Consider the following 23,253-nt stretch of genomic DNA (forward strand, 5'->3'; position numbering starts at 1 on the left):
TGAAGTATCGTGGTCAGTAATATTGTAATCAATCATGTGGTTAAAGGTAAGATTCATACGATCTTTGGAACGATGGACTTATATCGCTTTAGTATGACCGATTTTTTGCAAGCGCCTTCAGAAGCCGTTGAGCACTTAGCAGTAGTAAAACGCAATGGAGTAGATTGGGAAGGTCCGGTATTATGTCGTTTTAATTCGGCTTGTATAACAAGCGAAGTGTTTAATTGCACTCGATGTGACTGTAAATGGCAGCTGGACAAGGCTATGGAGTTGATTAGTGCAGCGGGACAAGGGATTATTACCTATCATCCCTCCCATGAAGGACGAGGTTTTGGCCTGGCCACGAAGCTTCTTTCTTACAATATGATGGATGAAGGGCTTGATACGGTTGAGTCATATTCCCAATTGGGGACGGGGACGGAGGATGCTAGAAATTACAGAGCTTCTATCGCCATACTCAATCATTTTAACATAACTCAAGTTAGGCTTATAGGTAATAATAAAAAGAAATATGAAGCCACACGTAATACAGGTATTCATGTCGTTGATCGATTTGCTCTAGTTTATGACGGGACGGATCAGAAAGTTCTGAAGTACTTGAGCAATAAGTCGAAAGAGCCTGAGCAAGATTTATTAAGAAATAGAATGAAAATGAATGTATAAGGGTGATATATTGGACAAAATTTTAATAACGGGTTCTGGAGGGGGCATAGCTTCAGAGCTAATCAGGCAGTTGAAGGAGCGGGACGTTCAAGTCGTCGGTATTGATTTGAAGACTGGCTGTGCAGCGGTGGACATTCCTATACAGTGTGATCTAAGCGACGAGCATCAAATAAGGAAAGCAATCGGCTTATATAAGGATGATTTGAAAAATATAACGGGTATTGTTCATTTGGCTGGAATATATCCGAACCTCAGTCTATCGCAATACGATTTATCATTATGGCAGAAGGTTCACGCTGTTAATGTAACTTCTTTATTTATTATCGTGCAATTGTTGCTAGAACAAGGCTGTGATCGTTTGCGCAGCATTATTTGCACCTCAAGTACGGCTGCTAAAGTTGGAAGTCGAGACCCTGCATATGCATCATCGAAAGCGGCACTTCTTGGACTTTCAAAAAGCCTTAGTCTTTCATTGGCTCCGAAGGGAATAAGAGTTAACTCCATACTGCCGGGAATTATAGATACGGACATGTCTAAGGTGCAATCCTCAGAGCGCCGTGACTATCATCGAAAAAAAACGCTGTCAAACACCATTGGCAAACCTGAGGAGGTCGCCAATGTAATTGCTTTCCTACTCGGAGACCACTCCTCCTATATATGGGGAGCTTCAATAGATATTAATGGAGGAATGACATTTTGAGCGGACTTTTAATTGCAATGTGCGGGTTGGACGGAGCAGGGAAGACTACACAAATCGGAATGCTTACCAAATGGTTTGAGCTTAATAATGTGCAATTGTACAACACCAAGCAACCAACGGATCAATATAGAAATGATCCGAGGGTACGGTCCTATCTTGATAATGGGCATGTCCATGACATGAGAGTCATTGCGATGCTGTCTGCTGCTGACCGAATAACCCATATGCATGATTTGGAGCAGCGCTTGGAGTCGGGCATTAACATTATATCTGATCGATATATTTACAGCTCTTATGCCTATTTCAAAGTTCGGGGAATGGATATACATGATATTAAAAGTCTTTATGGTCCCATACGCAAACCAGATTTAACTGTTTTTTTAGATATTATGCCCGAAATAACCATTAAGAGAATACAGGCCCGCGATGGGCACCTAAAATATGAAGAAAAAGACCCGTCTATTTTTACAAATGTAAGGGAAGCTTTTCGAACGGTATTGCCTGAAGATGCTTTAATCATTAATGGGGAAAGAGATCCTCAAGCGATTCATTCTGAAATTGTATTACATTTAGAAACGATTATCAGCACAAAGGGAGGATATTCGTATGGTATTAAATAAATTTGTTGAAGTTATTGATCGTACATTTACGTTAGAAAGCAAAAAGGAATTAGAGCTGATGTGCGGCCTGCTAAAGGAACAGGTGGATCTACAGAAAGTGAGAGAATGGCTTTCAGAATTGCGTCAAGAATCTGAAGATCAATTAGGCAATTTAGCGTCACTCATGGAAATTCATCCTTTGGGATTTGAAAAATACGTACTGTGGAACGGCGAAAATTCGGGAATTCGTGGTCGCTTGCATTACTGGCCGCAAAATAAATGGCCTTTTGAAAGCATACATGATCATAGGTTTAATTTTGCAGTTATCCTATTATGCGGTGAATATACCCATGAAGAATATAATGTCACGGAGCTTGAGATGGATAAAGTAGAGATTGAATTAACCCGCAGCTCTAAGGTAGTAGAGGGTGACACTTATTTTTTTGAAGCGGGCAGCTTCCATCGAGTCATCCCAAGCAATAAAATGACGCTCTCTTTAATTGTTAGAAGCAAGGCCATATTGCCTTATTCAAGGGTGATAAATCCAGAGGATTTAAAGATGAGGAAGGCTTTTGGCAATGTGAAAAAGTTTAAAGATAAGCTTCTAACCCTTGAGAACGCATTAATATGATGGAGGATAAATTGACGAGAGAGCAAGCGGCATTATTGGAAGTGGCAAAAAGTGTTATAAATAATAATCCATTATCGGCTGAATGTTTTCAGGATATCGATTGGTCCATACTAATGAATTTACTGCAGCAGCATAAAATTTTCGCCTTAACCTATCAAAATATATCTCCTATCCTGCCGGATAGTTTAAAAAAATCGTGTGAAGCCCTATACCAAAACCATGTGGAAATTATTGATGAGAGAATAAATGAAATTAAATTATTATTTAATAAAGCAAAAGAAATGAATATAAATATTGTATTAAACAAGGGCATTGCTTTATCCATCATCATCTATGAGGATGCTTATAAGAGGGACTCTCGGGACATAGATTTGCTCATTAATGAACATGAGATGGATCAAATTAATGAGTTGCTGCGTGTATGCGGCTTTCATAGTGCCATAGGAAATAAAAACACGTATCACATAGACAGGAAGGATCCGAACGATTTCTTTTATTTGGATAAGCCGATATTGAAAGCTCCAGATAGCCATGAGTTTTTCGAATATTGGAAACATACCCATTCTGGAAGATACGTTGTGCTTGAGACGGGAAGGCATCTGCATCAATCCATAAAAGAGATTACTTCCTTTCTGGAATCCGCGCAATATATAAATATTCAGGGTAATGAAAACGTGAAAACCTTAGATCTCGAGCATAGCTGTATCGCCTTGCTTGAAAATGCATTTAATGATGCCGAGGGCTTCGACGAGCGGATTCCAGCGCTTAAAAACTATATGGATATAGTTATGTTTTTTAAAAAATATGAGCAAATGGCGAATTGGGATAACGTAAATAAATGGATGGCCAAGTATGACTTGTTCAGAGAGTTTGCACTGGTTATAAAGCAAATTAAAGAGATATTTTCCGGCGTCGACCTTTCATTTCTAGATTATATAAGAGCAGACGAAGCTTTAAATCATAATCAATCATTTTATGACTGGGATATTAGCATAACGGAGAGATTGTTTCTTGATGGCGAGCAGCGCAAGAAAATGATCGCTTTAATGAGTAAAAAAGCAGCGTTTAGCAATCATAATAAAAATTATTGCAGGCCTATTAAAACAAACGATCGGCAGTGGCGGCAGTTGCTAATAAACGATGATAGATTTGATCTGCGCTATAACTTTGAATATGAGGCAAGCCGCCTTGTACTCCGTTTGAACCTATCCGAACCTGCTTTAAATAACCTAACTGAAAATCAGGAAATAATGATTTTTCTGATCAATCCGAATTTGGATTGCCCAGACTATTTCACACATCAGGTCATTATTCGTAAAGAAAACAATAGGCTCCAGCCAGTTGAAAGTTCTAAATTTGCCCATGTGAGAGAAGAGGATGTCCTGCAAGGCTGTTCTCATTTTCAAAAGGATAATGGGAACTTGATTATTTATTTGCCTTATGAAAACCTTGGAAGCGGCGACTATATTGGCTATTTTATAGGGGTCATAGATAATTTGCTGGGCAGAATTCCGCATTGGCAAACGGCACCGCCGTATCATAAGGATTTTTGGGCCAGTATGCCCGTCTTAGAGGTTATGGATCATTAAGTGGAAATTGGGGGCGTAATAGTGGTATGGCTATTATTTCTGTAAATGATATCACCAAAACTTATCGTCAGTATAGAAGATTCCCCGGGCTCATTGGTTCCGTCAGGAGTTTATTTACGCGTGAGTATATAGAAGAAATGGCCGTTCGCCATCTTAGCTTTTCCATTAAAGAAGGCGAAGCGGTAGGTTATTTGGGCCCTAACGGTGCGGGGAAATCAACAATGATTAAGATGATGACCGGAATTTTGGTGCCTACCGCTGGAGAGCTGCGGGTACTTGGACACGTGCCTCATCAAGCGCGTAAAGTTAACTCCCGGCAAATTGGAGTGGTCTTCGGGCAGCGAAGCCAGCTATGGTGGGACCTTCCGGTTAAGGACTCCTTTGATCTGCATAAGTATATTTATAAGATACCTGCGGCAACTTTCGAGAACAATTTGGAATTTTGCGTTGAATTGCTATCCATCAAAGATTTTATTCAAAAGCCAGTAAGACAATTAAGTCTAGGGCAGCGGATGCGCGTTGAAATTGCAATGGCGCTCTTGCATGAACCCAAAATTCTTTTTCTTGACGAACCTACAATTGGCCTCGACGTGATCGCCAAGGACCAAATCCGGCAGTTTTTGCGTACCGTAAATCGTGATAAAAGAGTAACGATCGTTTTAACGACACACGATATGAAGGATATAGAGGAAATATGTCCGAGAATGATTGTCGTGAATAAGGGGAGCGTCGTTTACGACGGTTCTGTTGCAGAGCTCCGCAATAGACTAGGGAATGAACGCCAAGTTGTCATTGATTTTCGAGAAGAACCAGGTTTAATCGATATGCCGGGAATTACCTTGCTTCAAGAGGAAGGACTGAGACGAACCTATTCATTTGCAAAAAGTGATGCCAGCGTATTTGATCTTGTGAGCCGAATTGCAGCTAAATATCCAGTTGAGGACGCTTCAATTGAAAGTGCGGATATCGACTCCGTTATCCGGCAGCTATATCATCAACTAGCTGAAGCCGATTTAAAACGCCAAATTGGTTAAGGTGGGTTAGTAATGAGAATGTATCTTATGTTCGCAATGAAAGCTTTTTCTAACCAGTTAGCTTACCGTTCGGAAGTTTGGCTCCGTTTACTGGGCAACTTTGTTACGATCCTGATCCAGGTTGAAATTTGGCGGGCCGTTATTGGAAACGGCAATGTAGCGGGCATTAGGGCCGAACAAATGATTACATACAGCATTGTCAATACACTGCTTTTTGCCCTGTTATTAAATGGGGTAAGCAGTAAAGTGGATGGAAGCTTGAAATCGGGAGGAATCGCCTCTGAATTAATCAAGCCGCTATCGTACCCGTTATATTTGCTTTTTGACGGACTAGGCAACTCCCTCTATCAACTAGCCTTCACTGTTGCGCCGTCTCTCCTTATAGCAGGGCTGTTTTTCGGAATGCTCCCTCCTGCGACCTTAACTAACTTTCTCGCTTTTTTATTGGCATTGATGCTAGCTCTTATTATTTCTTTTCTTCTTGGTTATCTAATCTCATTACTAGCATTTTGGTTTATGAACCATTTTGCTCTTAGTTGGATGATGGGCGGCCTAATCACGATCTTCGCTGGCTCTTTTTTGCCACTTTGGTTTTTTCCCCCTTCATGGGCTTCTGTAGCAAATATGCTGCCGTTTCAATATATGGGTTATGTCCCGGCGGCCATATATTTAGGCAATATAACGGAAACTGAGCTATGGCAGGTGCTTGCTGTGGGGGCAGGGTGGATCGTGGGATTACTTGTCCTCGTTCAATGGCTTTGGACTAGAGCCGTGCGTCGCTTAGTTGTGCAGGGCGGATAAAGAGGAAGGCGAAAATTTATGACATTGCAGTTGTTTGGCAAGCTAGTTCGTTTATTATTAAAGGAAAAAATGGAGTATCGGGCTGATTTCATCCTTTCCGCTTTTGCTCAAATCATCGCTTATGCCGGGGACTATATTATAATCTGGTTGTTTATCCAAAGGTTTAACACGATAGCTGGCTGGACCTGGCCGGAAATAGCCCTTTTGTATAGCATCGGCCTCTTCACGTATGCACTAGGGGCATCATTTTCTTTTGTGCAGATGCGTGAATTGGAGAGCCAGGTTAAACAGGGCACGTTTGATATTTTGCTTATCAAGCCTGTAAATCCCTATTTATACTTAGTAAGCAGGGGCTTTAACTTAGGGTACATCGCCCATATTTTAATTTCTGGTTCTGTTTTAATATGGGCCATCTCAAAGCTGAATATGCAATGGACGTTGAGCGAGTACATCTACTTAATACTAGTCGTTGTCAGCGGTGCTATGATTTATGCCGGAATCCTCACTATCATCGGGGCTGTTTCTTTTATATGGATTAGAACTAATTTTATGTTTACCCTATTTTTTAGATTAAAAGATTTCATTTCGTACCCTTTGCCGATATTCGGAACGTTTATTCAGCTATTGCTTACCGTAGCTGTACCGCTCGCCTTTGTTAGTTTTTATCCAGCGGCATTTCTTTTATCTAATGATGCTACCCTTTTGCCTCAGTGGGCAATGTGGATGGTGCCACTTGTCGGCCCTTTTTGTTATTGGGCAGGCTATAGGTTCTGGATGTATGGAGCGAACAAGTATCAAGGTGCCGGCGGCTGAGTTATTGTTTATGATGAAATATAAGAGCAGCTTTCCTCAATCGAGGAGGCTGCTTTTTCTCTTGCCACAAAAACAGTCCGCATTTCTGCCAGAGTTTCATGCTTCTTGTCGGAGTTTGTCATTTTGCTGTCATTGAGTAGGGCTATACTTATTTAATTAGTAGGGATAAAGAACCAACTATAGAAAGCAATAAATATTAGGAGGACTATCGTGAAGAACAAACTAGTCAAAAAGCTTGTATCATCAGCCGTTGCAGCATGTCTATTGTTGTCGTCGTTTGGCATGGCATTTGGTGCCACTACAGCAACAGCTGCACCAGCTGATATTGAAGGGCATTGGGCACAAAGCCAGGTTTCAGAGTGGATCAGCAAGGGGCTGATCACGGGCTATGAGGACGGCAGCTTTAAGCCGGAAAATCAAATTACAAGAGCTGAATTTATAACGCTGGTCAATCGTGCATTCGGTTTTACCGAGCAAACGAAAATTTCGTTTAGTGATGTACCATCTACAAACTGGGCTTATGCAGATATTGCGAAAGCGGTAAAAGCAGGCTACATTTCCGGCTATGCGGATGGAACAATCGGAGCCTTTAAGCCGATTAGTCGTCAAGAGGCTGCGGTCATTGTCATCCGTCTGTTGAAAATCAATCCGGCAGCCAGCACTGCGGCAGCAGCCTTCGCAGATGCGAATCAGTTTGCCAGCTGGAGCAAGGATGCGATTGGCGCGGTTGTAGCTGAGGAAATTATGAAGGGCTACAGCGCAGACAATACGTTTAAACCGGCAGCCTTTATTACTCGCGCAGAAGCGGTAGTAACGCTGAACCGCGCAATGGAGTCGCAAGCGATCGTTTATGATGCGGCGGGAACGTATGGTCCAGCTGCTGGAGTTGAAACGGTTAATAAGGACGTCGTTGTTAGTGCAGCTGGCGTAACGCTGAAAAACATGGTCATTAATGGCGATCTGTTATTGGGCGAAGGCATCGGCAATGGCGATGCCTTCTTGAACAACGTCAAAGTAACGGGAACGGTAACCGTTCAAGGCGGCGGCGAAAACAGTATCCATTTTAACGACTCGGTGCTTATCGATATTGTGATCGACAAAAAATCAGGTACAGGAACTGTACGTATCGTATCGGAAGGCTCAACAACCGTTGCGCTAGTTATGATTAATTCCTCTGCCATTATTCAGGAAGCTGGCTCAGCAACGGGCTTTAGCAATATAAACGTAAATGCAGCACTGCCAGCAGGCTCGAAAGTAACCCTGCAAGGCTCGTTCAACACGGTCAATGTCAGCGCGCAGCAAATTCAAGTTGACCTGCCGACAGGCACGGTTCAGCAACTGAATGTCAACTCGGGCGCAACTGGCTCGACGGTTAATCTTGGCCAAGGCAGCAGGGTCAACATGCTTGTTTTGGATACGGTTGTGAAAATGTTAGGCCAAGGTACAATTGTACTGGCTACCATCAATACTGGAGGAGTGGGAACGAGTTTTGAAAATCCGCCAGCTACTCCAGCTCCAACAGCAACTGTAACAACGGGATCATCAACAACTGCGCCGTCGACAGCAACGCCGACGCCAAGCGCAACACCAACAGCAACACCAGAACCAACAGCGACGCCGGAGCCAAGCGCGACGGCAACACCAGTACCAACACCAACACCAGCACCGGAGGCTCCAACGGCATCCAATGTTTTTATTAGCGGGACAGCGACTGTTGGGGAAACGCTAACGGGCAACTACACGTACCAAGATGCAAATGGCGACTTGGAAGATGGAACAACTTACGAATGGTATCGTGCGGATGATGAGAATGGATCGAACTATACGCAAATTGACGGAGCAAATGACTCAACCTATGTGCTCAGCGAGGAAGATGCGGGGTATTACATCACCTTCGAGGTTACGCCTGTGAATGCAGCAGAGCCAACAATTGGAGATACCGTTAAAAGTGCAATTACGGGCGCAGTGAAAAACGCTCCCGTTGCTCCATATGTAGAAGGAGTCCAAGTGACAGGTGTACTTGCAGTAGGCCAAACGTTGACAGGGGATTATTACTATTGGGATGGCAATGGGGATGAAGAAGAGGGAACAACCTATCAGTGGTATCGCTCGGATGACTACGAACAGACCATTAATTATACGGCAATTGATGGAGCGACAAGCTTAACGTATGTGCTTGGCAGCGAGGATGCTGGCAAATATATGACTTTTGAAGTAACACCGAAAAATACAGCGGCTCCTACAACAGGGCAGTCAGCGAAAGCCGTAAGTCAAGCAAGCATTATGGGGCAGCCTGTCATTTCAGTAGACGGTTTGTATTCGAACCACTTGCCAATGATTACGATTGGCGAACTGACTGCTGGCAGCGCAGTGACGGTTTACGACACAGATGGAACAACAATTCTAGCCTCTGGTACGGCAACAACGAATACTCTGACGCTGGCACTGAATGCTTTAGCGCCGGGAACACATACGATAACCGCACATGCAGCAAATTTTTTGCGGGGAGCAAGTCTGTACTCTGAGGAACTGGAGTATGAAGTGAATGAAATTGCTATTTTGCCACAAAATCATTTCTCATTAGGGTCGAACCATGCTATCGTGCTGGACGGGATAGGCCAAGTGCTCACATGGGGCGCTAACTGGAATTCGCAAATTGGTGATGGAACGACAACAGCTTCTCCTAACCGATATACAGTGCCTGACTTGCCAAGCGATATCATTGCGGTACAGGCTGGATTTGGACATTCCCTCATTCTGACTGCGCAAGGCGACGTATGGCAATGGGGCAGGGGTTCAAGCAATACGCCAGTAAAAGTGAACGGGATTGATCATGCGATTGCTATTTCAGCAGAAGGCGGCACTAACTCACTTGTGTTGAAAAGTGATGGGACGGTATGGACATGGGGAGATTATTCACCGCTTGTTCAAGTGCCGGGCCTAGATCATGTGCTCGAAATCCAAGCGAGATACGCGTCCTCCTACGTTTTAAAAGCTGACGGAACCGTATGGGCTTGGGGCGACAATACCAATGGCCAGCTTGGCAACGGCACGACAACAAGCAGCAGCGTTCCGGTTCAGGTATCTGGACTGACGAATATCGTTTCCATGAAAATGGGCAATCAGCATGGTCTTGCTTTAAGCGTGACAGGAAGCGTATATGCTTGGGGCTTTAATCAAATGGGCCAAGTGGGCAACGGAACGAATGAAAATCAGTTGGTTCCAGTTGAACTCGAAAATCTGCCAAAAATCACTATGCTTGGTGCAGGGAATTATCAATCTTTTGCACAAGATGAAGCTGGTCATGTATATGCATGGGGCAGCAACCAAAGCGGCAAATTAGGCTTTGGCCATACCAATAATACAAACACTCCTGGCATTGTTGGTGGCATCTCAAATGTCATCGCGATCAACGGAGGGGGCAGCAATACAACCTATGCTCTAAAAGCTGATGGAAGCTTATGGGCTTGGGGCGACGGTAACGATGGCATGCTGGGTGAAGGCGGCAGTGGTGAGCGCTATACACCTGGAATCGTTAATAATTTGAATTTGCTGTTCACGCCATAAAAAGTAAATAGAAGATAAACATCAGGCTGCCCCGTGGCAGCCTGTTTTTTTATATCCTGTGCAGGGCTGCTCTTCTGCTTGATTTCATTTTCAGGAAACGGCTTACAGGGAGAATATGGTTCATAATCCGTTCAGAGCGATTTGGTATGATGAATTTAGTGAAAGCTTACAAGCTTTTACAAAAATAAAGTGGTTAGGAAAATGAAAGGATTCTGGTTTTTCGCTATTATATGAGGAAAATACAGGGAGGCGAAGGGAATGCCAACGAAAGAAAATATGATTGGTGAGAATAGACCTGCGCAACAAAATATGGAGCAGGAGTGGCTGGCTAGTCAATTAAAGTATTCGAATGTTCAGCGCGGCAAGAGGGGGAATACCGTTTATTTGACGGCTGCTGATTTTACGTTAACCTCCGAATATTTAAATGATACTACAAGCAATTATGTCATTCATGCGGATACCGTTTGCCTATCGGGCGAGCTTATAACTAAAGGAAAAGATATTACTATTAATGCCCGTATCATCTCCTCCGAGGGGAAGGCTGTAATCGACGCATCGGGCGAAAATCCCGCAATCAGCTTTACTGAGAAGGACCATGCTGAAGAGGGTACAGGAGCAACCAATCCGGGCCAGTCGGGAACGAATGGTTCAGATGGCAAAAATGGTTCAGATGGTTATAATGGCGGCGCTATTACTTTGGCGGCAGAACGTTTTGAGCTGAAGGGCGAATTGAAGCTGATCGCTAACGGGGGACAAGGCGGGCGCGGGGAGAATGGCGGAAAAGGAGGCACAGGTAAAGAAGGGATTAAAGGAATAGACTACAAGATTAATCTTTTCTTTGACGACGATCCAACGGATGGTACTGACGGCGGCAACGGAGGCAACGGCGGGAATGCTGGAGCATCTGGAGATGGCGGCATCGGAGGGGATATTGTGGTCGGCTACGTCATTCCCGCCAATGAGCACTACATTACGATGGAGAGCGAGGCGGGCAAGGCTGGTGAGCAGGCAGCCCCGGGCAAGGGGGAAAGTGCCGGAAAGGGCGGCCAAGGTGGCTGGTTTTATTACAAGAAGTTTGTGGCAGGAACTAGTAGAGGTCCCAGCTATTATTATGCCCGCAGTGAGCGGAGGGCAAAGGACGGGAAAGACGGAACAAACGGCAAAGATGGCGAGTACAAGGAAGCTGCAACAGACGGCAAGCCGGGACGCTGCGGAATGAATAATGATGGTAAACCTGCGTCTATTGATTATACCGATTTCTTCGGCAGCTTTGAGGTGGTTCATCGGTCAGATGCTTCCAAATTGCTCGTTTTCGATCAGCGGCTAATGGGATCTCTAGAGCAGAAAAGCCTTACGCTGCACAAAGCCAGCATTGCTTATCTGGCTTCGAGCGAGGAGCGATTAGAAGAAGCGGCAGTTCTTCTGAGTTGGCTGCTTAAAACGATGCCGAATGCAGATTGGTTTGAAGAGCTTCGCTACGCGGCGCTGCATGAGGTGCATGATGATGAGGAGCACCGATTTGAAGATTTCAAAATCCACATGCTGGAGGTTTCGCTTCAGTGGCTGGCCCTGCGCAACAAAGCTGCTATTCTAATCGCACAGCTCAGCCAAGGGCTTGATTATTTCGGACATCCTTGGAATTGGGTTCCGCTCATGCCGTTCGACCGCTATTTGGAGCTTGGCGGCAACTTAATAACAGCTGCCCAGCAAGCGGAGGATTTATATAAGGATTATTTAAACGTGCAGGGCAATCAAGACCGTCAGGTAGGGGTCATCAAGGATGCCCTAGCTCAATCCTCGGATAAAGCAGTAGATATTAAAAAACGCAGAGAAGTGCTTGTTAAAGAAAGAGACGAGCTTAAGCATAATATCGACGCGATGCTGAAGGATGTGCATAGCAAAGGTGATGAGCTGCAAAAGAAAGCGACTGATTTTGTCGAGGCACTGAAAAACGAGCTGCGTGTGGAGTCGCTGAAGATAACAGTAGATATCGTGGTTACATGCGTTTCATTGGCTACGGGTGTGGCTCCTGTAGTCGGAGCACTCAAAGTAGGCGGCGCTTTGCGATCAGCGATTAGCAACCTAGCGACTGAGGGTAAGACGATTGTCATAGACGAAGCCTTTAAAAGCGATAAGACCATTAAGAAGGAAAAGAAAGAGAAGGAGAAGGAGCTGTCCAAATCACTGGACTCGGTTAAGAAGACTGCGGCAGCCGGTCGTGCGCTGTGGGAGAACGGCGGCGGCTTGATCGACCTGACGAAGCAGATGAATAACGCACAAAAGGAATTCGGATATAATACGACCCTGATGACAATGTCACGGGAGGAATTTGAGGAAATGCTGAAGCCGGTTTACAGCAAGGTTCCCGAGAAAGCGGGAGAATACCGGAAAGTATTTTATGAATTCCTCAATGTGGTCGAGGATTATCAGAATAAAACGTCAGCCTACAGTGCGTATTTCCTGGAGGAGGAGAAGCTGTCGGCCGAACTAATTGAGCTTCATGCTAATGAGGACCGTTTGCGTCAAAATCTAGGAGACGGAATGGATGCAAGCCTGCCGCTGTTCCATAATTATATTTTCGAACGCTTCAGTCAGGCTAGACTTGCCCTGATCGACTTCCTCTATCAGGAATATCAGGCCTACCGCTATATGACTTTAGGAGATGATCGTTTCCCGAAAATCAAAGACAGCCATGTCGCAGAGCTGAGCGGAATCCATGCCGATGTGGTCGTCAAGCTGAAAAATATGCTGAATGCTGCGGATAGCGCCATTCAGCCGTTTGAAAATATTAAGTTTATTTTTAAAGAGGAAACGTTCCCAGAGCAGTTTGCAGCGCTGCGCACAGGCGACGCGGCTGTATTCTCTCTATCCCTTGACAACCCTCTCATCCGGAGCAAAATCGCTGGAAAAGCGCATATGATGGTGAGCGGCTGCCGGGTTGTATTGCCTGGAGCACGCGAGACGGATGGAGAAGTATATGTTGATTTTATGCATTCCGGTTCTTCCACCTTCCTTGACCGGGAAGCGAGGCGTCATGATTTTATTCATAAAAGCAGCCTAGGCTTGTATCAATATGAAGTGAACCTTCAGCCTCATGGAGAGAAGCTCAGCTTTATGGCAGGCGGCGTCGTAGGCGACGGCCGTACCCGAATTATGCCAGGGCTGTTATCCGTCTGGTCCATCAAGGTCCCTACTGTTGATTTGGCCGGCATGTCTATTAACGAAGGTGTCGACCTGAACAATGTTAACAGAATAGAGATGATGGTTGAAGGCAAGGCAGAGGCTTACGCCTCGCAGCGGACAAATGACCGTTTGAAGGGATTTGTAGTATCCAAGCCAAATGTGGATAATGCGGGTGATTCCGAGCTGTTTGCAGCGGCTCCTATCGAGGAGCAAGAAATTCGCTATACGGTAATCGAGCTGTAAGCGGCATTTAAAATGCTTGCATGAAATAGAAATTTATAGATTGTGAATGATTGTTGGGGCCAGCTCACGGATGAGCTGGCCTGTTTTATTTTTTTCGATGGGCATCATGATAAAGAGGGCCGCCAGTCATGCCTTCTTTACTTTGTTTGGGTTGGCCCGATTAAGGGGAATAATATTGCAGCAATGGCTCGCAGCCTGTGAGATTTACTTGCCTAGTGAAAAACCAATAGAGCTGCCTGCAAGGCTGTAACCCAAACTTGGAAGGGGTGCTTCACATGACAAAATTAACGGTTGGATCGGAAAATCATGCTCCTATTGAGCTTTTTTATGAGGATCGGGGTACAGGAAAGCCGGTGGTGCTCATTCACGGCTGGCCGCTGAGCGGCCGTTCGTGGGAGTATCAGGTGCCGGCGCTGATCGATGCTGGTTATCGTGTCATTACCTATGACCGCCGCGGATTTGGACAATCCTCTCAGCCTTGGGAAGGCTACGATTATGATACCTTTGCTGCTGATTTGCATAAGCTGCTTGAACATCTTGACCTGAGGGAGGCTGCTCTCGTCGGGTTCTCAATGGGCGGGGGCGAGGTAGCCCGCTACATTGGCACTTACGGAACGGAGCGGGTTCAAAAAGCCGTCTTGGCGGCAGCTGTCCCGCCATATCTATATAAAACCGAGGGCAATCCTGATGGCGGCGTTGATGATGCCCTGATCAAGGAGTTCGAGGACGGGGTAAAGAAGGATCGCCTGGCCTTTCTTGATGGATTTACTAAAAACTTTTTCGCCGCTGGGGAAAAGTCGGATTTGGTAAGCGAGCCGGCTCGCTTGTACAACCGCGATATTGCCGCTTTCGCCTCGCCGAAGGGGACGCTGGATTGCATCAAGGCGTTTGGGCGCACCGATTTCCGCGATGATTTAACAAAAATAAATGTGCCGACGCTCATTATCCACGGCGATTCCGATGCGATTGTGCCATTCGAAGTAAGTGGAAAACGTTCGCACAAAGCCATTGCAGGCAGCAGGCTTGCTTTAATTAAAGGCGGTCCGCATGGCGTTAATGCGACGCATCCCGAGGCATTCAATAAAGCCTTAATTGCGTTTCTAAACGGGTAGAAAACGGTCTAACAAACAAGAACCGCTGAATGACCAGCCAGCATAAGAGCTTGCTCTTGGCGGGTCGCCAGCGGTTTTTTTATGCAGGCTAGAGGAATGCGTGTATTAAAAATAAAACGGTAAAAGCCAGTCCCGAACGCAAATGCCATTTTCGGTCAAGCCGCTTGTATCTAAACAAGCCTGAGACGGGCACTGGAAGCAGCATAAGCAGAGCCAGCAATCCGGTTATATTGCTAAAATCCAGTTTGATGCCATACATAAACACAGCCACTGCATGAAGTGCAATAAAGGCAATCGCGATAATGGCAATAGGCGTATGCCATCTTCGTGCGAAGCGAAGAAGGGTTGCCATTCCTTTTTTTACCTGGCTCCATTGATCCCATATTCGAAGTTTAATGAGTATCAGCAATCCATAGTTTGCGAGAACCAAAAACAAGGCGATGCGGGCATCTGAGCCAAAGTCTTTGAACGTATGCTCGAACCTGCGATTGTGCACGGTTGCAGCAGGCAGATGAGCCAGGCCCCAAAGCTCCCATATTACAAATAACACGGATAAGATGAGGACTCCGAAAACCCATTTTCGATCTTTTGCGGGAATCCATTGCGGTTTTAATGTAGGCGCTTTCCTTGTGTCCATGGCCGGATTCCTCCTATATAAGAATTGCGATTAATATACCCTATAAGGATGAAAATAATATTAAAAAGTCCATGAGTGTGATCGCATTGGCATTTCCTGCTTCAGGTTTTCATGCAGTAGAGTAAATGGTATAATTTAGGCAGTCTTTGAAAGAGGAGGATGACGTTATAAAGATGAAAGCCTTGAAGGAGATTGGCAGTTGGGTCAGCACTTTCGGCATTGCAGTTGTACTTTCATTAATTATTGGTGTATTTATTATTCAGCCCTATAAGGTTGACGGTCATTCAATGGACCCGACTTTGCAGGATAAGGAACGAATTTACGTTTCGAAAATCTCTCATACGTTATCCGAGCTCCCGGATTATGGCGATGTGGTCGTGATCGACAGCCGGGTGAATAGAGAACGGCATTTGACAGACGATCTTTTGGAGCATCCGCTGCTGCAGCTTTTTATGAAAAATAATACGAATGACAACACCGTGTTTTATGTCAAAAGAGTGCTCGGCAAACCAGGCGATGTGCTGGAATTTAAGGATCATAAAACCTTTCGCAATGGCGTGGCGCTAGACGAGCCTTATTTGAATGAAACGATGAATTTTGTTTCGGATCAGCAATGGAACGTTCCTGAAGGGCATATTTTCGTCATGGGCGACAATCGCAATCATAGCTCGGACAGCAGGGAAATCGGATATATTCCGCTCGATCATGTGATGGGCGTTAAAAAGTTTCCTTAATTGCTCAGTAGATTCTTGTTCTGATTCTATAGCATCTCTAATATAAGCCTAAAGAGCCCTCCATAGTGAGGGTTTTTTCTGTTGTCTCAGGCTCTTGTCATTTTCCTGTCATTGGAAAGAGCTATACTAATGCTAACGGGCATTTATTAGGATGATAAGGAATGAGGGAAAGCAATGAAAAAAAGTTCAACAATGAAATTGGGTTTGGTTTTAATTTTGACTTTTGTTTTGTTAAGTGGTTGCATTACTTCGGCCAGTACTATAACGGTTTCCTATAGTAATGGGCTGCCAGACACCTCGGAGCATGTATTTATACGCTATTCCGATGGAACGGTCACACAGGTGCCGGATGTTAACGCAGGGGAAACATCGGTAACCGTAAATACCTATGCCAATAAAACGATGATGGGCGGGTATGTAACGGATGGTCAGGTCAGCTGGATTCCAGGACGTGCTTATGGCGGCCAATCCGTATCATTATCCAACATTCAAACATACAAACCGACAGAGGCTGTAGATTATGTTGCTTTGGCCGAGCTGCCACATGCGGATGTCAATCATCCGGATTATACAAGTGTCACTTTTTCTGTTTATGATGCGGATGACGAGCTCGTGACGGGACGAACAGAAATATTTGTTCATACAAGTAATCCGAATTTACTCTTTTATGATATGGATTCTGATTATATTTCAAATACTTCAATATCCGGGGGGATGTCCTCCTATACGACTAGCGGGCTCGTGACGTTTTTAATTAAAAATAATGTGGTTAATGTTCCTGTGACTTCGGCACAATTAGCCGTATACTCGGGTCCGAAATTAATTACGGACAACTTTTTTCATGTCGTAACAGATATTCAGGTCAGCGAGTCTGGGGGTATCGATTCGGTCGAAGTAGGTCAATCTTTAGCGTTAAATGCGTCAGTCCTTCCAGTCGATGCGGCTAATCCAGCGGTTGTTTGGTCTGTTGTGGACGGTACAGGCTCAGCAACGATTGATGCAAACGGGCTGTTGACGGCCGTATCGGCCGGAACAGTTACAGCGAAAGCAGCTGCCGTTGACGGCACCGGTATTGTAGGAAGCATGAGCGTAACGATAAACGTGCCTGCCACGCCGACACCAACGTCGACGCCAACACCGACACCGACACCAACACCGACACCAACACCAACACCAACACCAACACCAACACCGACACCAACACCAACTCCTGAGCCGTCAGCAACGCCTATTCTGGTCTCGTCAATAGCGTTGACGGGGGAAGCCGTTGTTCAGACTGGCGGAAGCATTCAATTGGCAGCAGAAATGGCACCTGTAGATGCCGCGGACAAATCAATGGTTTGGTCGGTTGAAAATGGTACAGGCACCGCAACCATTAATGCCAGCGGCTTATTGACGGGCGTATCCGCAGGTACGGTTACTGTGAAAGCAACGGCGGCCGATGGTTCGGCTGTATTTGCCTCGCATAGCGTTGTTGTTCAAGCGCCAGCTAGTGGTGGAAGCAGTGGAGGCGGATCTACGACTACGCCTGTAGCGACAGCTACACCTGCGGCTACGCCAGCACCGACATCGGTGCCAGCGCTCCAAATAAAGTTCAATGATAAAGTCGTTAAGACTGATCAGGTTGTCACTAGCCTTACGAAGCAAGCAGAGGAAGCTAAAGCTAATCCAACAACCGTCCCTTTTACGGATACCGGCTCCCACTGGGCGAATAAGACGGTTGACGTCTTCGTTAAGCTCGGCATCGTTAATGGGTATGAGAACAATACGTTCCGTCCGAATGCAAGCATTACCCGCGCTGAATTTTCGGCCATCATTTCTAAGGTGTTTAGCATATCCAGCCCTGCTGCAGGCGGCAGCGTGCTCAGCGATGTTTCGGGCCACTGGGCAGAAGCGGCGATTGGAAGCCTGCATGCAGCAGGCGCAATTTCAGGCTATAAGGACGGCACATTTAAACCGAATCAGGAAATTAGCCGTGCTGAAATAATCGCAATCCTTGCTAAAATTATTGATCTTGATAGTGTGAATGCAGCGAGTGTGCCTGCTTTCACCGACATTAATCAAGTGTGGAACAAGGAGCAAATTGAGAAAGCCGCGGCAGCTGGCATCGTCAGCGGTTCTGGCAACGGAACGTTCCAGCCGAATAACCAAGCGTCCCGTGCGGAGGCTTTAACGATGGTGCTGCATGTTTTGCAATTGAATCCTGAGCTTAAAGCACTTCTGGAAACATTGTAGTTCGTTCATTAAAAAAGAAAGCAAACAGCGCGTGCCGATCCCAATCAGCACGCGCTGTTTGCTTGCGTAATAAGCGGGCACAGCGATTTTCCTGTTGACCTAGCCATAGCTTCGCTATATATTTGTAATACAGAACTTTAATTCTTATTACTAATATTTTGAGGAGGGCCACTATGAACCCCGCTTATCATTATGATGTTCACCTGCCAGCGCATGCGGAGGCAGGCCAAACTTTTCCTGTTATTTTTACCCTTCATGGGAAAGGCTCGAATGAGGCAAATATGCATGGGCTTGTAGCGCCTTTAGAGGACAAGTTCATCATCATTAACATCCGAGGCGACCTTAGGCTGGGCGCTGGCTACCAATATTATGAGCTGAAGAGCCTCGGCAATCCGATTCGGGACATTTTTGACCGGGCTGTGCAGCAGCTTGAAGGTTTTATTGCTTATGCAACGGAAAAATACCCGATCGATGCCAGCCAGCGTTATTTGCTTGGCTTCAGCCAAGGCGCGATTTTATCAATGACGCTTGCCCTTAAGATGGGGGAGCAGTTGAAAGGCATTGTTGCGTTGAACGGCTATGTGCCAGAGTTCGTCAAACACGAATATGTTTTGCAATCACTGGAGAACGTATCCATGTTTGTCTCGCATGGTGAATTTGATTCCGTATTTCCAATTCGAATTGGACATGAGACAGCGGATTATTTTCAAGCGCTGACGCCGCAATTGACCTTTAAGACTTATCCGACCGACCATGGCGTATCCTTAGAAAATCAACGGGATTTTCTTGCATGGCTACTTGAGAACAAGGGGGAACAAGCACAATGATGCCAGCATACTTTTTTGCCCATGGCGCGCCATCCATTGTATTGGAGAACAATGGCTATACGTCTCTATTGAAAAGCTTTAAGGAGCAGACGCCAAAGCCGAAAGCGATTGTTCTTTTTTCTGCCCATTGGGAGCAGACGGTACAGACGGTGGGGGCTGCTTCAGCGTACAGCACGATTTATGATTTTTCCGGCTTTCAGGATGAGCTGTACCAGATGACGTACCCGGCGGAAGGCAAACGCCAGCTCAGTGAAGACATTCAAGCCTTGTTCGCTGAACATGGCATTCCAAGTGTGCTGGATGAGGAAAGAGGACTTGATCACGGCGCTTGGGCCGTACTCAAGCTGATTTATCCGGATGCGGATATTCCCGTCGTCGCGCTTTCGGTTAACCGTTATTTGGCCAATGAGCAGCAGTATGAGATCGGCAAGGCATTAGCTGCGCTTAGGGAGCAGGATGTGCTGATTATTGGAAGCGGCGGAACCGTCCATAATCTCAGAAAGCTGAATTGGCAGTCTGAAGGCATTGACGAATGGGCGGAATCATTCGATAATTGGCTGCAGAGCAAGCTTGAGGCATGGGATCTCCCGGCACTATTCAACTATAGGGAGCTGGCTCCCTTTGCGCAGGAGGCAGTGCCGACGAGCGAGCACTTTATCCCGCTCCTGCTGGCTATGGGCTCAGGTGATAAGAACCGTCAAGCAACGCTGCTTCACCGCAGCTTCCAGTACGGTAATTTAAGCTTAAGCTGTTGGAAGTTCAACTAGAGAGAAGAAGCAGAAGAGAAGGCGAAGGTCATGACAGTTGGGACAAAGGCAGTGATCGATCGAGCAGTTATTTTCGCTCTCGCTGCCGTTTTTATTTTACAGCAGCTTACGCAGTGGGGGCCGCTTGTTTATGTGCTGGGCGGACTTTCCTTTATGGCGGTGCTCCTGCTGCTGCCTAAGCTCAAAGGAATCGCGCTGTGGCTGAGCCTTTTTTTTATGGCTGGCGGAGTCGTCCTGATGCTGGCACAGCAAGCGGCTGCCGCATATTGGTTTAAAGCCGCGAGCATGAATGCGACGTTGGTTACCTTATTCGTATTCGCTCCCTTGTTCGGCATTCCGGTACGGCTGCCGGATTATGTTGCTGCTCTGAAGCGGTTTTATGAAACGCGCATGCGCAGCACGACAGCCCTGTTCATCGGTACGCAGCTTATGACGCATATAATGGGCGGGTTTATAAACGTCGGGTCTATTCCCGTCGTCTATCATTTGGTGTTCGTTAAGCCGCGTTCCGGGCACTTATCCGGGCTGCTGGCGAACGCCTTGAATCGCGGCTTTGGAGGCGCGATTTGCTGGTCGCCTTATTTTGCAGCAATGGCGCTTGTCACCTCGGCGCTCAAGCTGAACTGGTCAGCGCTGCTGCCCTATTTGATCGGGCTGTCGCTGATCAGCCTGTTGGTGAGCTTGGCCGTGGACTTTAAGCAGCTGCGTGCAAAGGATGAGGCAAGTGAGCTTGCAGCATCGCAGACAGATGAGCTGAGCCAGGAAGTCGTGGAAGTCACGACAGTCGCGCCATCCACGAAAGCCACGCAAGCGATCGAGAATCAGCGAGGCCAAAGCATGGAGAAGGAACATGAAAGAAGGGCGTCCTTTCCGATGGGACTCGCTATTTATTTGCTGTGTGCAACGGCGGCGATTTTGCTGCTGGAGCAGCTGATTGAGCTTCCGATGGTGCTGATTACTTGCATGGGGGCGGTTGTTTTTCCGCTGCTGTGGTGCCTGGCGAAGGGAGCTCTCCCGACATTCCGGCAGGGGCTGAAAAATCATTTGACCGTTACGCTGCCCGCTTTGCAAAAGGAGATTACGCTGTTTTTAGCCGCAGGCTTTTTTAGCGGATCGATCGGCGCTACAGGGTTTGGGAACGTCATTCCCTCCCTGCTCGGGCACATGCCTCTGCCTATTGCATGGTCATTCTCGATATTCACAATCGTTATGATTGCCGCTACCTCATTAATTGGCCTTCATCCGATTGTATTGGTGACGATTCTCGCCACCAGCATTGATCCGGCTGTCGTGCAGATCAGCCCGATTTATTTCGCCGTTTTGCTGCTCGGAAGCTGGGGGCTGTCCAACCCGATTTCTCCCGCCTCGGCGGTGAACAATTTGCTGGCGGGATTATTCAACAAGTCGGTTTTCGAGCTGGCAAGGCCGAATTATAGGTTTGCTGCCGTTATGGGGCTGGCGCTCTTATTGTATTTAATGATGATCTGAATGACAAAAAAAGGCACCCTTCGAGGATGCCCTTTTTGATTTTATAATGGCATTTATGATTCAAGCCATGTTCAAAATAACGCTTCAAATAGCCTAGCGAAGCTGCTGCTACTCCTTCAAAATCAACCCAAACAGCGCCACAAACACATATGCCTGCTCCCGGGAAATCACGCAATCCTTCAAATCCTCGGGGCCACGGCAATTCCATTAAATTCGCAGGTGCTCAAATCAAGGCCAGCGAGCTTCGTATTTGAAAATTGGGCTTGGTCAATTTGGCATTGGAAAAGCTCCAGTTTTTGCAGCTTTGCAAAGCTGAAATCGCTTTTGCCCATCGAGTTGTCCTGGAAGGACACCTGCTTCATATCAGACATTCTGAAATTGGCGTAATCGGCCAAATTGTCCTTCCAGACCATGTTTCGCAGCGTAGCTCCGGTCAAGTTCATCCCGATCATTTTGCAGTTTTTGAACACCGTACGGTGGATAATAGCATCGCTAAAATCGGCATTCGACAAATCGCATTTGTCGAAAATCACATCCGTCAATTCGACCTCGTTCAGCGCAGTCTCGGTAAACGTGACATTTTTGAAAATAATTTTGTCGAAAATCACCTTGCGAGCCTGCTGTCCATCCCATACGCAATCCTGGATAATGCCCATTTCAAAAAAAGCATGAGATTGCAGCTCGGTCTGCTCCAGCACAGGAAGCTCAATCGGCAGGATCGGTGCCTCAATCGCCATCGTTTTCTTCTTTTTATTCAATACGATCATCTCCTAAACTTCTTCCAGCTCATTTGCCTGTATGCAACCTTTAAATATTGAGCGGTGTCGAGTATAAAATATTGCGATAATCACTCGGCGTCATGCCCTCATAATGCTTGAAGGTTCGCAGAAACAGCTTATAATCGGAAAAGCCGCATTCGCCAGCAATTTCCTTTACGCTCAAATTCGTGTTCAGAAGCTTCAGCTTCGCCCGGCTGATCCGCTGCGTCAAAATATAAGCTTTAATGCCCATCCCTTTCTCCCGCTTCACAACCTTCGAAATATAATCCTTATTAAAGTTGAACACCTCTGCAATTTTACGGACATTAATGTCCAGATGCAAATGGGCTTCAATCCACCTGCAAATGTTGTTGACGATGGCGTGCGGGGCATGATTTTGCTGGTCAATCGTCCGCGTAAGCTCGTTCAATAATAACAATAGAGCGGCATTGGCCTCCTCCGCCGAAAAAGAAGAAACATGCAGCAGCTGCTTAAACAGCTGATTAATCGTCGATGGGCCATCAATCGGCACATGGGTCGGATAGCTCCGATATTGCTCCGCCTTCGTACCGTAATGCACCCAATAAAAACTGACGGGCGACTCGCTATTCCGATAGCCAAAATGAGTCATGCCGGGCCGCAGCAGCAGCATATCACCTGGACGGACGACATACTCCCGCTCTTCCTCAGCGATATACATCTGTCCTTCCAGCATCATAATGATTTCATAATGCAGCGCATTTCGTTTCATGTGCGACCAGTTGCCTTCGGATATGAATTTACCGCATAAGTAATGGCTCAGCTTTTCATTCATGTAGACTGATTTATCCACCTTTTCTTTGATTATGAGTCTGATTATTTCAAATTTGATT

The 23,253-nt window shown here is 46.1% G+C and carries 19 protein-coding genes; 16 read left to right on the forward strand and 3 right to left on the reverse strand.

Annotated features, from left to right (window positions below; all coding sequences use genetic code 11):
* Nucleotides 1–9 precede the first annotated feature (9 nt).
* The 11 genes from BBD42_RS09610 to BBD42_RS09665 all read left to right on the forward strand — a co-directional run bounded on the left by BBD42_RS09610 (nucleotide 10) and on the right by BBD42_RS09665 (nucleotide 14,935).
* Nucleotides 10–663 (forward strand): GTP cyclohydrolase II, encoded by a 654-nt coding sequence (locus BBD42_RS09610; RefSeq protein ID WP_099517955.1) that lies wholly within the window; start codon nucleotides 10–12, stop codon nucleotides 661–663.
* A gap of 10 nt (nucleotides 664–673) precedes the next feature.
* Entirely contained in the window at nucleotides 674–1,363 is a 690-nt protein-coding gene (locus BBD42_RS09615; protein ID WP_172455439.1) for an SDR family NAD(P)-dependent oxidoreductase, read from the forward strand.
* Nucleotides 1,360–1,983, forward strand: coding sequence for a dTMP kinase (gene tmk / locus BBD42_RS09620; RefSeq protein WP_099517957.1), 624 nt, complete (start codon nucleotides 1,360–1,362; stop codon nucleotides 1,981–1,983). Before BBD42_RS09615 ends, tmk begins: the two co-directional genes overlap by 4 nt.
* Nucleotides 1,970–2,593, forward strand: a complete 624-nt coding sequence (locus tag BBD42_RS09625; protein ID WP_099517958.1) for a hypothetical protein — start codon at nucleotides 1,970–1,972, stop codon at nucleotides 2,591–2,593. The genes tmk and BBD42_RS09625 overlap by 14 nt, the downstream gene beginning before the upstream one ends.
* Before the next feature lie 11 nt (nucleotides 2,594–2,604).
* On the forward strand, nucleotides 2,605–4,182 hold the full coding sequence (locus tag BBD42_RS09630; protein WP_172455440.1) for a nucleotidyltransferase family protein: 1,578 nt from the start codon (nucleotides 2,605–2,607) through the stop codon (nucleotides 4,180–4,182).
* Nucleotides 4,183–4,208: 26 nt separating this feature from the next.
* Nucleotides 4,209–5,216 (forward strand): ABC transporter ATP-binding protein, encoded by a 1,008-nt coding sequence (locus BBD42_RS09635; RefSeq protein ID WP_099517960.1) that lies wholly within the window; start codon nucleotides 4,209–4,211, stop codon nucleotides 5,214–5,216.
* A 12-nt stretch (nucleotides 5,217–5,228) separates the two neighbouring features.
* On the forward strand, nucleotides 5,229–6,017 hold the full coding sequence (locus tag BBD42_RS09640; protein ID WP_099517961.1) for an ABC transporter permease: 789 nt from the start codon (nucleotides 5,229–5,231) through the stop codon (nucleotides 6,015–6,017).
* 18 nt (nucleotides 6,018–6,035) lie between these two features.
* The gene (locus tag BBD42_RS09645) at nucleotides 6,036–6,830 is read left to right on the forward strand and encodes an ABC transporter permease (RefSeq protein WP_099517962.1); all 795 of its coding nucleotides are present in this window, start codon (nucleotides 6,036–6,038) and stop codon (nucleotides 6,828–6,830) included.
* 210 nt (nucleotides 6,831–7,040) lie between these two features.
* Entirely contained in the window at nucleotides 7,041–10,397 is a 3,357-nt protein-coding gene (locus tag BBD42_RS09650; RefSeq protein ID WP_099517963.1) for an RCC1 domain-containing protein, read from the forward strand.
* Nucleotides 10,398–10,655: 258 nt separating this feature from the next.
* Complete coding sequence (locus tag BBD42_RS09655; protein WP_099517964.1) at nucleotides 10,656–13,823, forward strand: hypothetical protein; 3,168 nt, start codon at nucleotides 10,656–10,658, stop codon at nucleotides 13,821–13,823.
* Between the two features lie 275 nt (nucleotides 13,824–14,098).
* Nucleotides 14,099–14,935 carry an alpha/beta fold hydrolase gene (locus BBD42_RS09665; protein ID WP_099517966.1) on the forward strand — a complete coding sequence of 279 codons (837 nt, stop codon included), beginning with the start codon at nucleotides 14,099–14,101 and terminating at the stop codon, nucleotides 14,933–14,935.
* A gap of 88 nt (nucleotides 14,936–15,023) precedes the next feature.
* On the opposite strand, the gene BBD42_RS09670 is transcribed toward BBD42_RS09665, so the two are convergent.
* Nucleotides 15,024–15,572: a hypothetical protein gene (locus tag BBD42_RS09670; protein ID WP_099517967.1), complete on the reverse strand. Its 549-nt coding sequence runs from the start codon at nucleotides 15,570–15,572 to the stop codon at nucleotides 15,024–15,026.
* A 173-nt stretch (nucleotides 15,573–15,745) separates the two neighbouring features.
* Between BBD42_RS09670 and lepB the strand changes: the two genes are divergently transcribed.
* From lepB to BBD42_RS09695, 5 genes are all read left to right on the forward strand, one after another.
* Nucleotides 15,746–16,306 (forward strand): signal peptidase I, encoded by a 561-nt coding sequence (gene lepB / locus BBD42_RS09675; RefSeq protein ID WP_099517968.1) that lies wholly within the window; start codon nucleotides 15,746–15,748, stop codon nucleotides 16,304–16,306.
* Between the two features lie 174 nt (nucleotides 16,307–16,480).
* Nucleotides 16,481–18,541, forward strand: coding sequence for an S-layer homology domain-containing protein (locus tag BBD42_RS09680; RefSeq protein ID WP_099517969.1), 2,061 nt, complete (start codon nucleotides 16,481–16,483; stop codon nucleotides 18,539–18,541).
* Nucleotides 18,542–18,714: 173 nt separating this feature from the next.
* Nucleotides 18,715–19,368 (forward strand): alpha/beta hydrolase, encoded by a 654-nt coding sequence (locus BBD42_RS09685; protein WP_099517970.1) that lies wholly within the window; start codon nucleotides 18,715–18,717, stop codon nucleotides 19,366–19,368.
* Nucleotides 19,365–20,135, forward strand: coding sequence for a DODA-type extradiol aromatic ring-opening family dioxygenase (locus BBD42_RS09690; RefSeq protein ID WP_099517971.1), 771 nt, complete (start codon nucleotides 19,365–19,367; stop codon nucleotides 20,133–20,135). Before BBD42_RS09685 ends, BBD42_RS09690 begins: the two co-directional genes overlap by 4 nt.
* 30 nt (nucleotides 20,136–20,165) lie before the next feature.
* Nucleotides 20,166–21,623 carry a hypothetical protein gene (locus BBD42_RS09695; protein WP_099517972.1) on the forward strand — a complete coding sequence of 486 codons (1,458 nt, stop codon included), beginning with the start codon at nucleotides 20,166–20,168 and terminating at the stop codon, nucleotides 21,621–21,623.
* A gap of 179 nt (nucleotides 21,624–21,802) precedes the next feature.
* On the opposite strand, the gene BBD42_RS09700 is transcribed toward BBD42_RS09695, so the two are convergent.
* The gene (locus tag BBD42_RS09700; protein ID WP_172455441.1) at nucleotides 21,803–22,381 is read right to left on the reverse strand and encodes a pentapeptide repeat-containing protein; all 579 of its coding nucleotides are present in this window, start codon (nucleotides 22,379–22,381) and stop codon (nucleotides 21,803–21,805) included.
* Between the two features lie 49 nt (nucleotides 22,382–22,430).
* A complete protein-coding gene (locus BBD42_RS09705) occupies nucleotides 22,431–23,195 on the reverse strand; it encodes a helix-turn-helix transcriptional regulator (protein ID WP_099517974.1) in 765 nt (254 codons plus the stop codon).
* Between the last annotated feature and the right edge of the window lie 58 nt (nucleotides 23,196–23,253).

Origin of the sequence: Paenibacillus sp. BIHB 4019, assembly GCF_002741035.1 — a bacterium.
In the GTDB taxonomy this organism is placed as follows: Bacteria; Bacillota; Bacilli; order Paenibacillales; family Paenibacillaceae; genus Pristimantibacillus.

Excerpts from the sequence above, each read along its gene's own strand:
- BBD42_RS09625 (WP_099517958.1), top strand. The coding sequence starts at position 1,970 with ATGGTATTAAATAAATTTGTTGAAGTTATTGATCGTACATTTACGTTA.
- BBD42_RS09635 (WP_099517960.1), top strand. The coding sequence starts at position 4,209 with ATGGCTATTATTTCTGTAAATGATATCACCAAAACTTATCGTCAGTAT.
- BBD42_RS09640 (WP_099517961.1), top strand. The coding sequence starts at position 5,229 with ATGAGAATGTATCTTATGTTCGCAATGAAAGCTTTTTCTAACCAGTTA.
- BBD42_RS09645 (WP_099517962.1), top strand. The coding sequence starts at position 6,036 with ATGACATTGCAGTTGTTTGGCAAGCTAGTTCGTTTATTATTAAAGGAA.
- BBD42_RS09655 (WP_099517964.1), top strand. The coding sequence starts at position 10,656 with ATGCCAACGAAAGAAAATATGATTGGTGAGAATAGACCTGCGCAACAA.
- BBD42_RS09665 (WP_099517966.1), top strand. The coding sequence starts at position 14,099 with ATGACAAAATTAACGGTTGGATCGGAAAATCATGCTCCTATTGAGCTT.
- BBD42_RS09670 (WP_099517967.1), bottom strand. The coding sequence starts at position 15,572 with ATGGACACAAGGAAAGCGCCTACATTAAAACCGCAATGGATTCCCGCA.
- lepB (WP_099517968.1), top strand. The coding sequence starts at position 15,746 with ATGAAAGCCTTGAAGGAGATTGGCAGTTGGGTCAGCACTTTCGGCATT.
- BBD42_RS09680 (WP_099517969.1), top strand. The coding sequence starts at position 16,481 with ATGAAAAAAAGTTCAACAATGAAATTGGGTTTGGTTTTAATTTTGACT.
- BBD42_RS09685 (WP_099517970.1), top strand. The coding sequence starts at position 18,715 with ATGAACCCCGCTTATCATTATGATGTTCACCTGCCAGCGCATGCGGAG.
- BBD42_RS09690 (WP_099517971.1), top strand. The coding sequence starts at position 19,365 with ATGATGCCAGCATACTTTTTTGCCCATGGCGCGCCATCCATTGTATTG.
- BBD42_RS09695 (WP_099517972.1), top strand. The coding sequence starts at position 20,166 with ATGACAGTTGGGACAAAGGCAGTGATCGATCGAGCAGTTATTTTCGCT.
- BBD42_RS09705 (WP_099517974.1), bottom strand. The coding sequence starts at position 23,195 with ATGAATGAAAAGCTGAGCCATTACTTATGCGGTAAATTCATATCCGAA.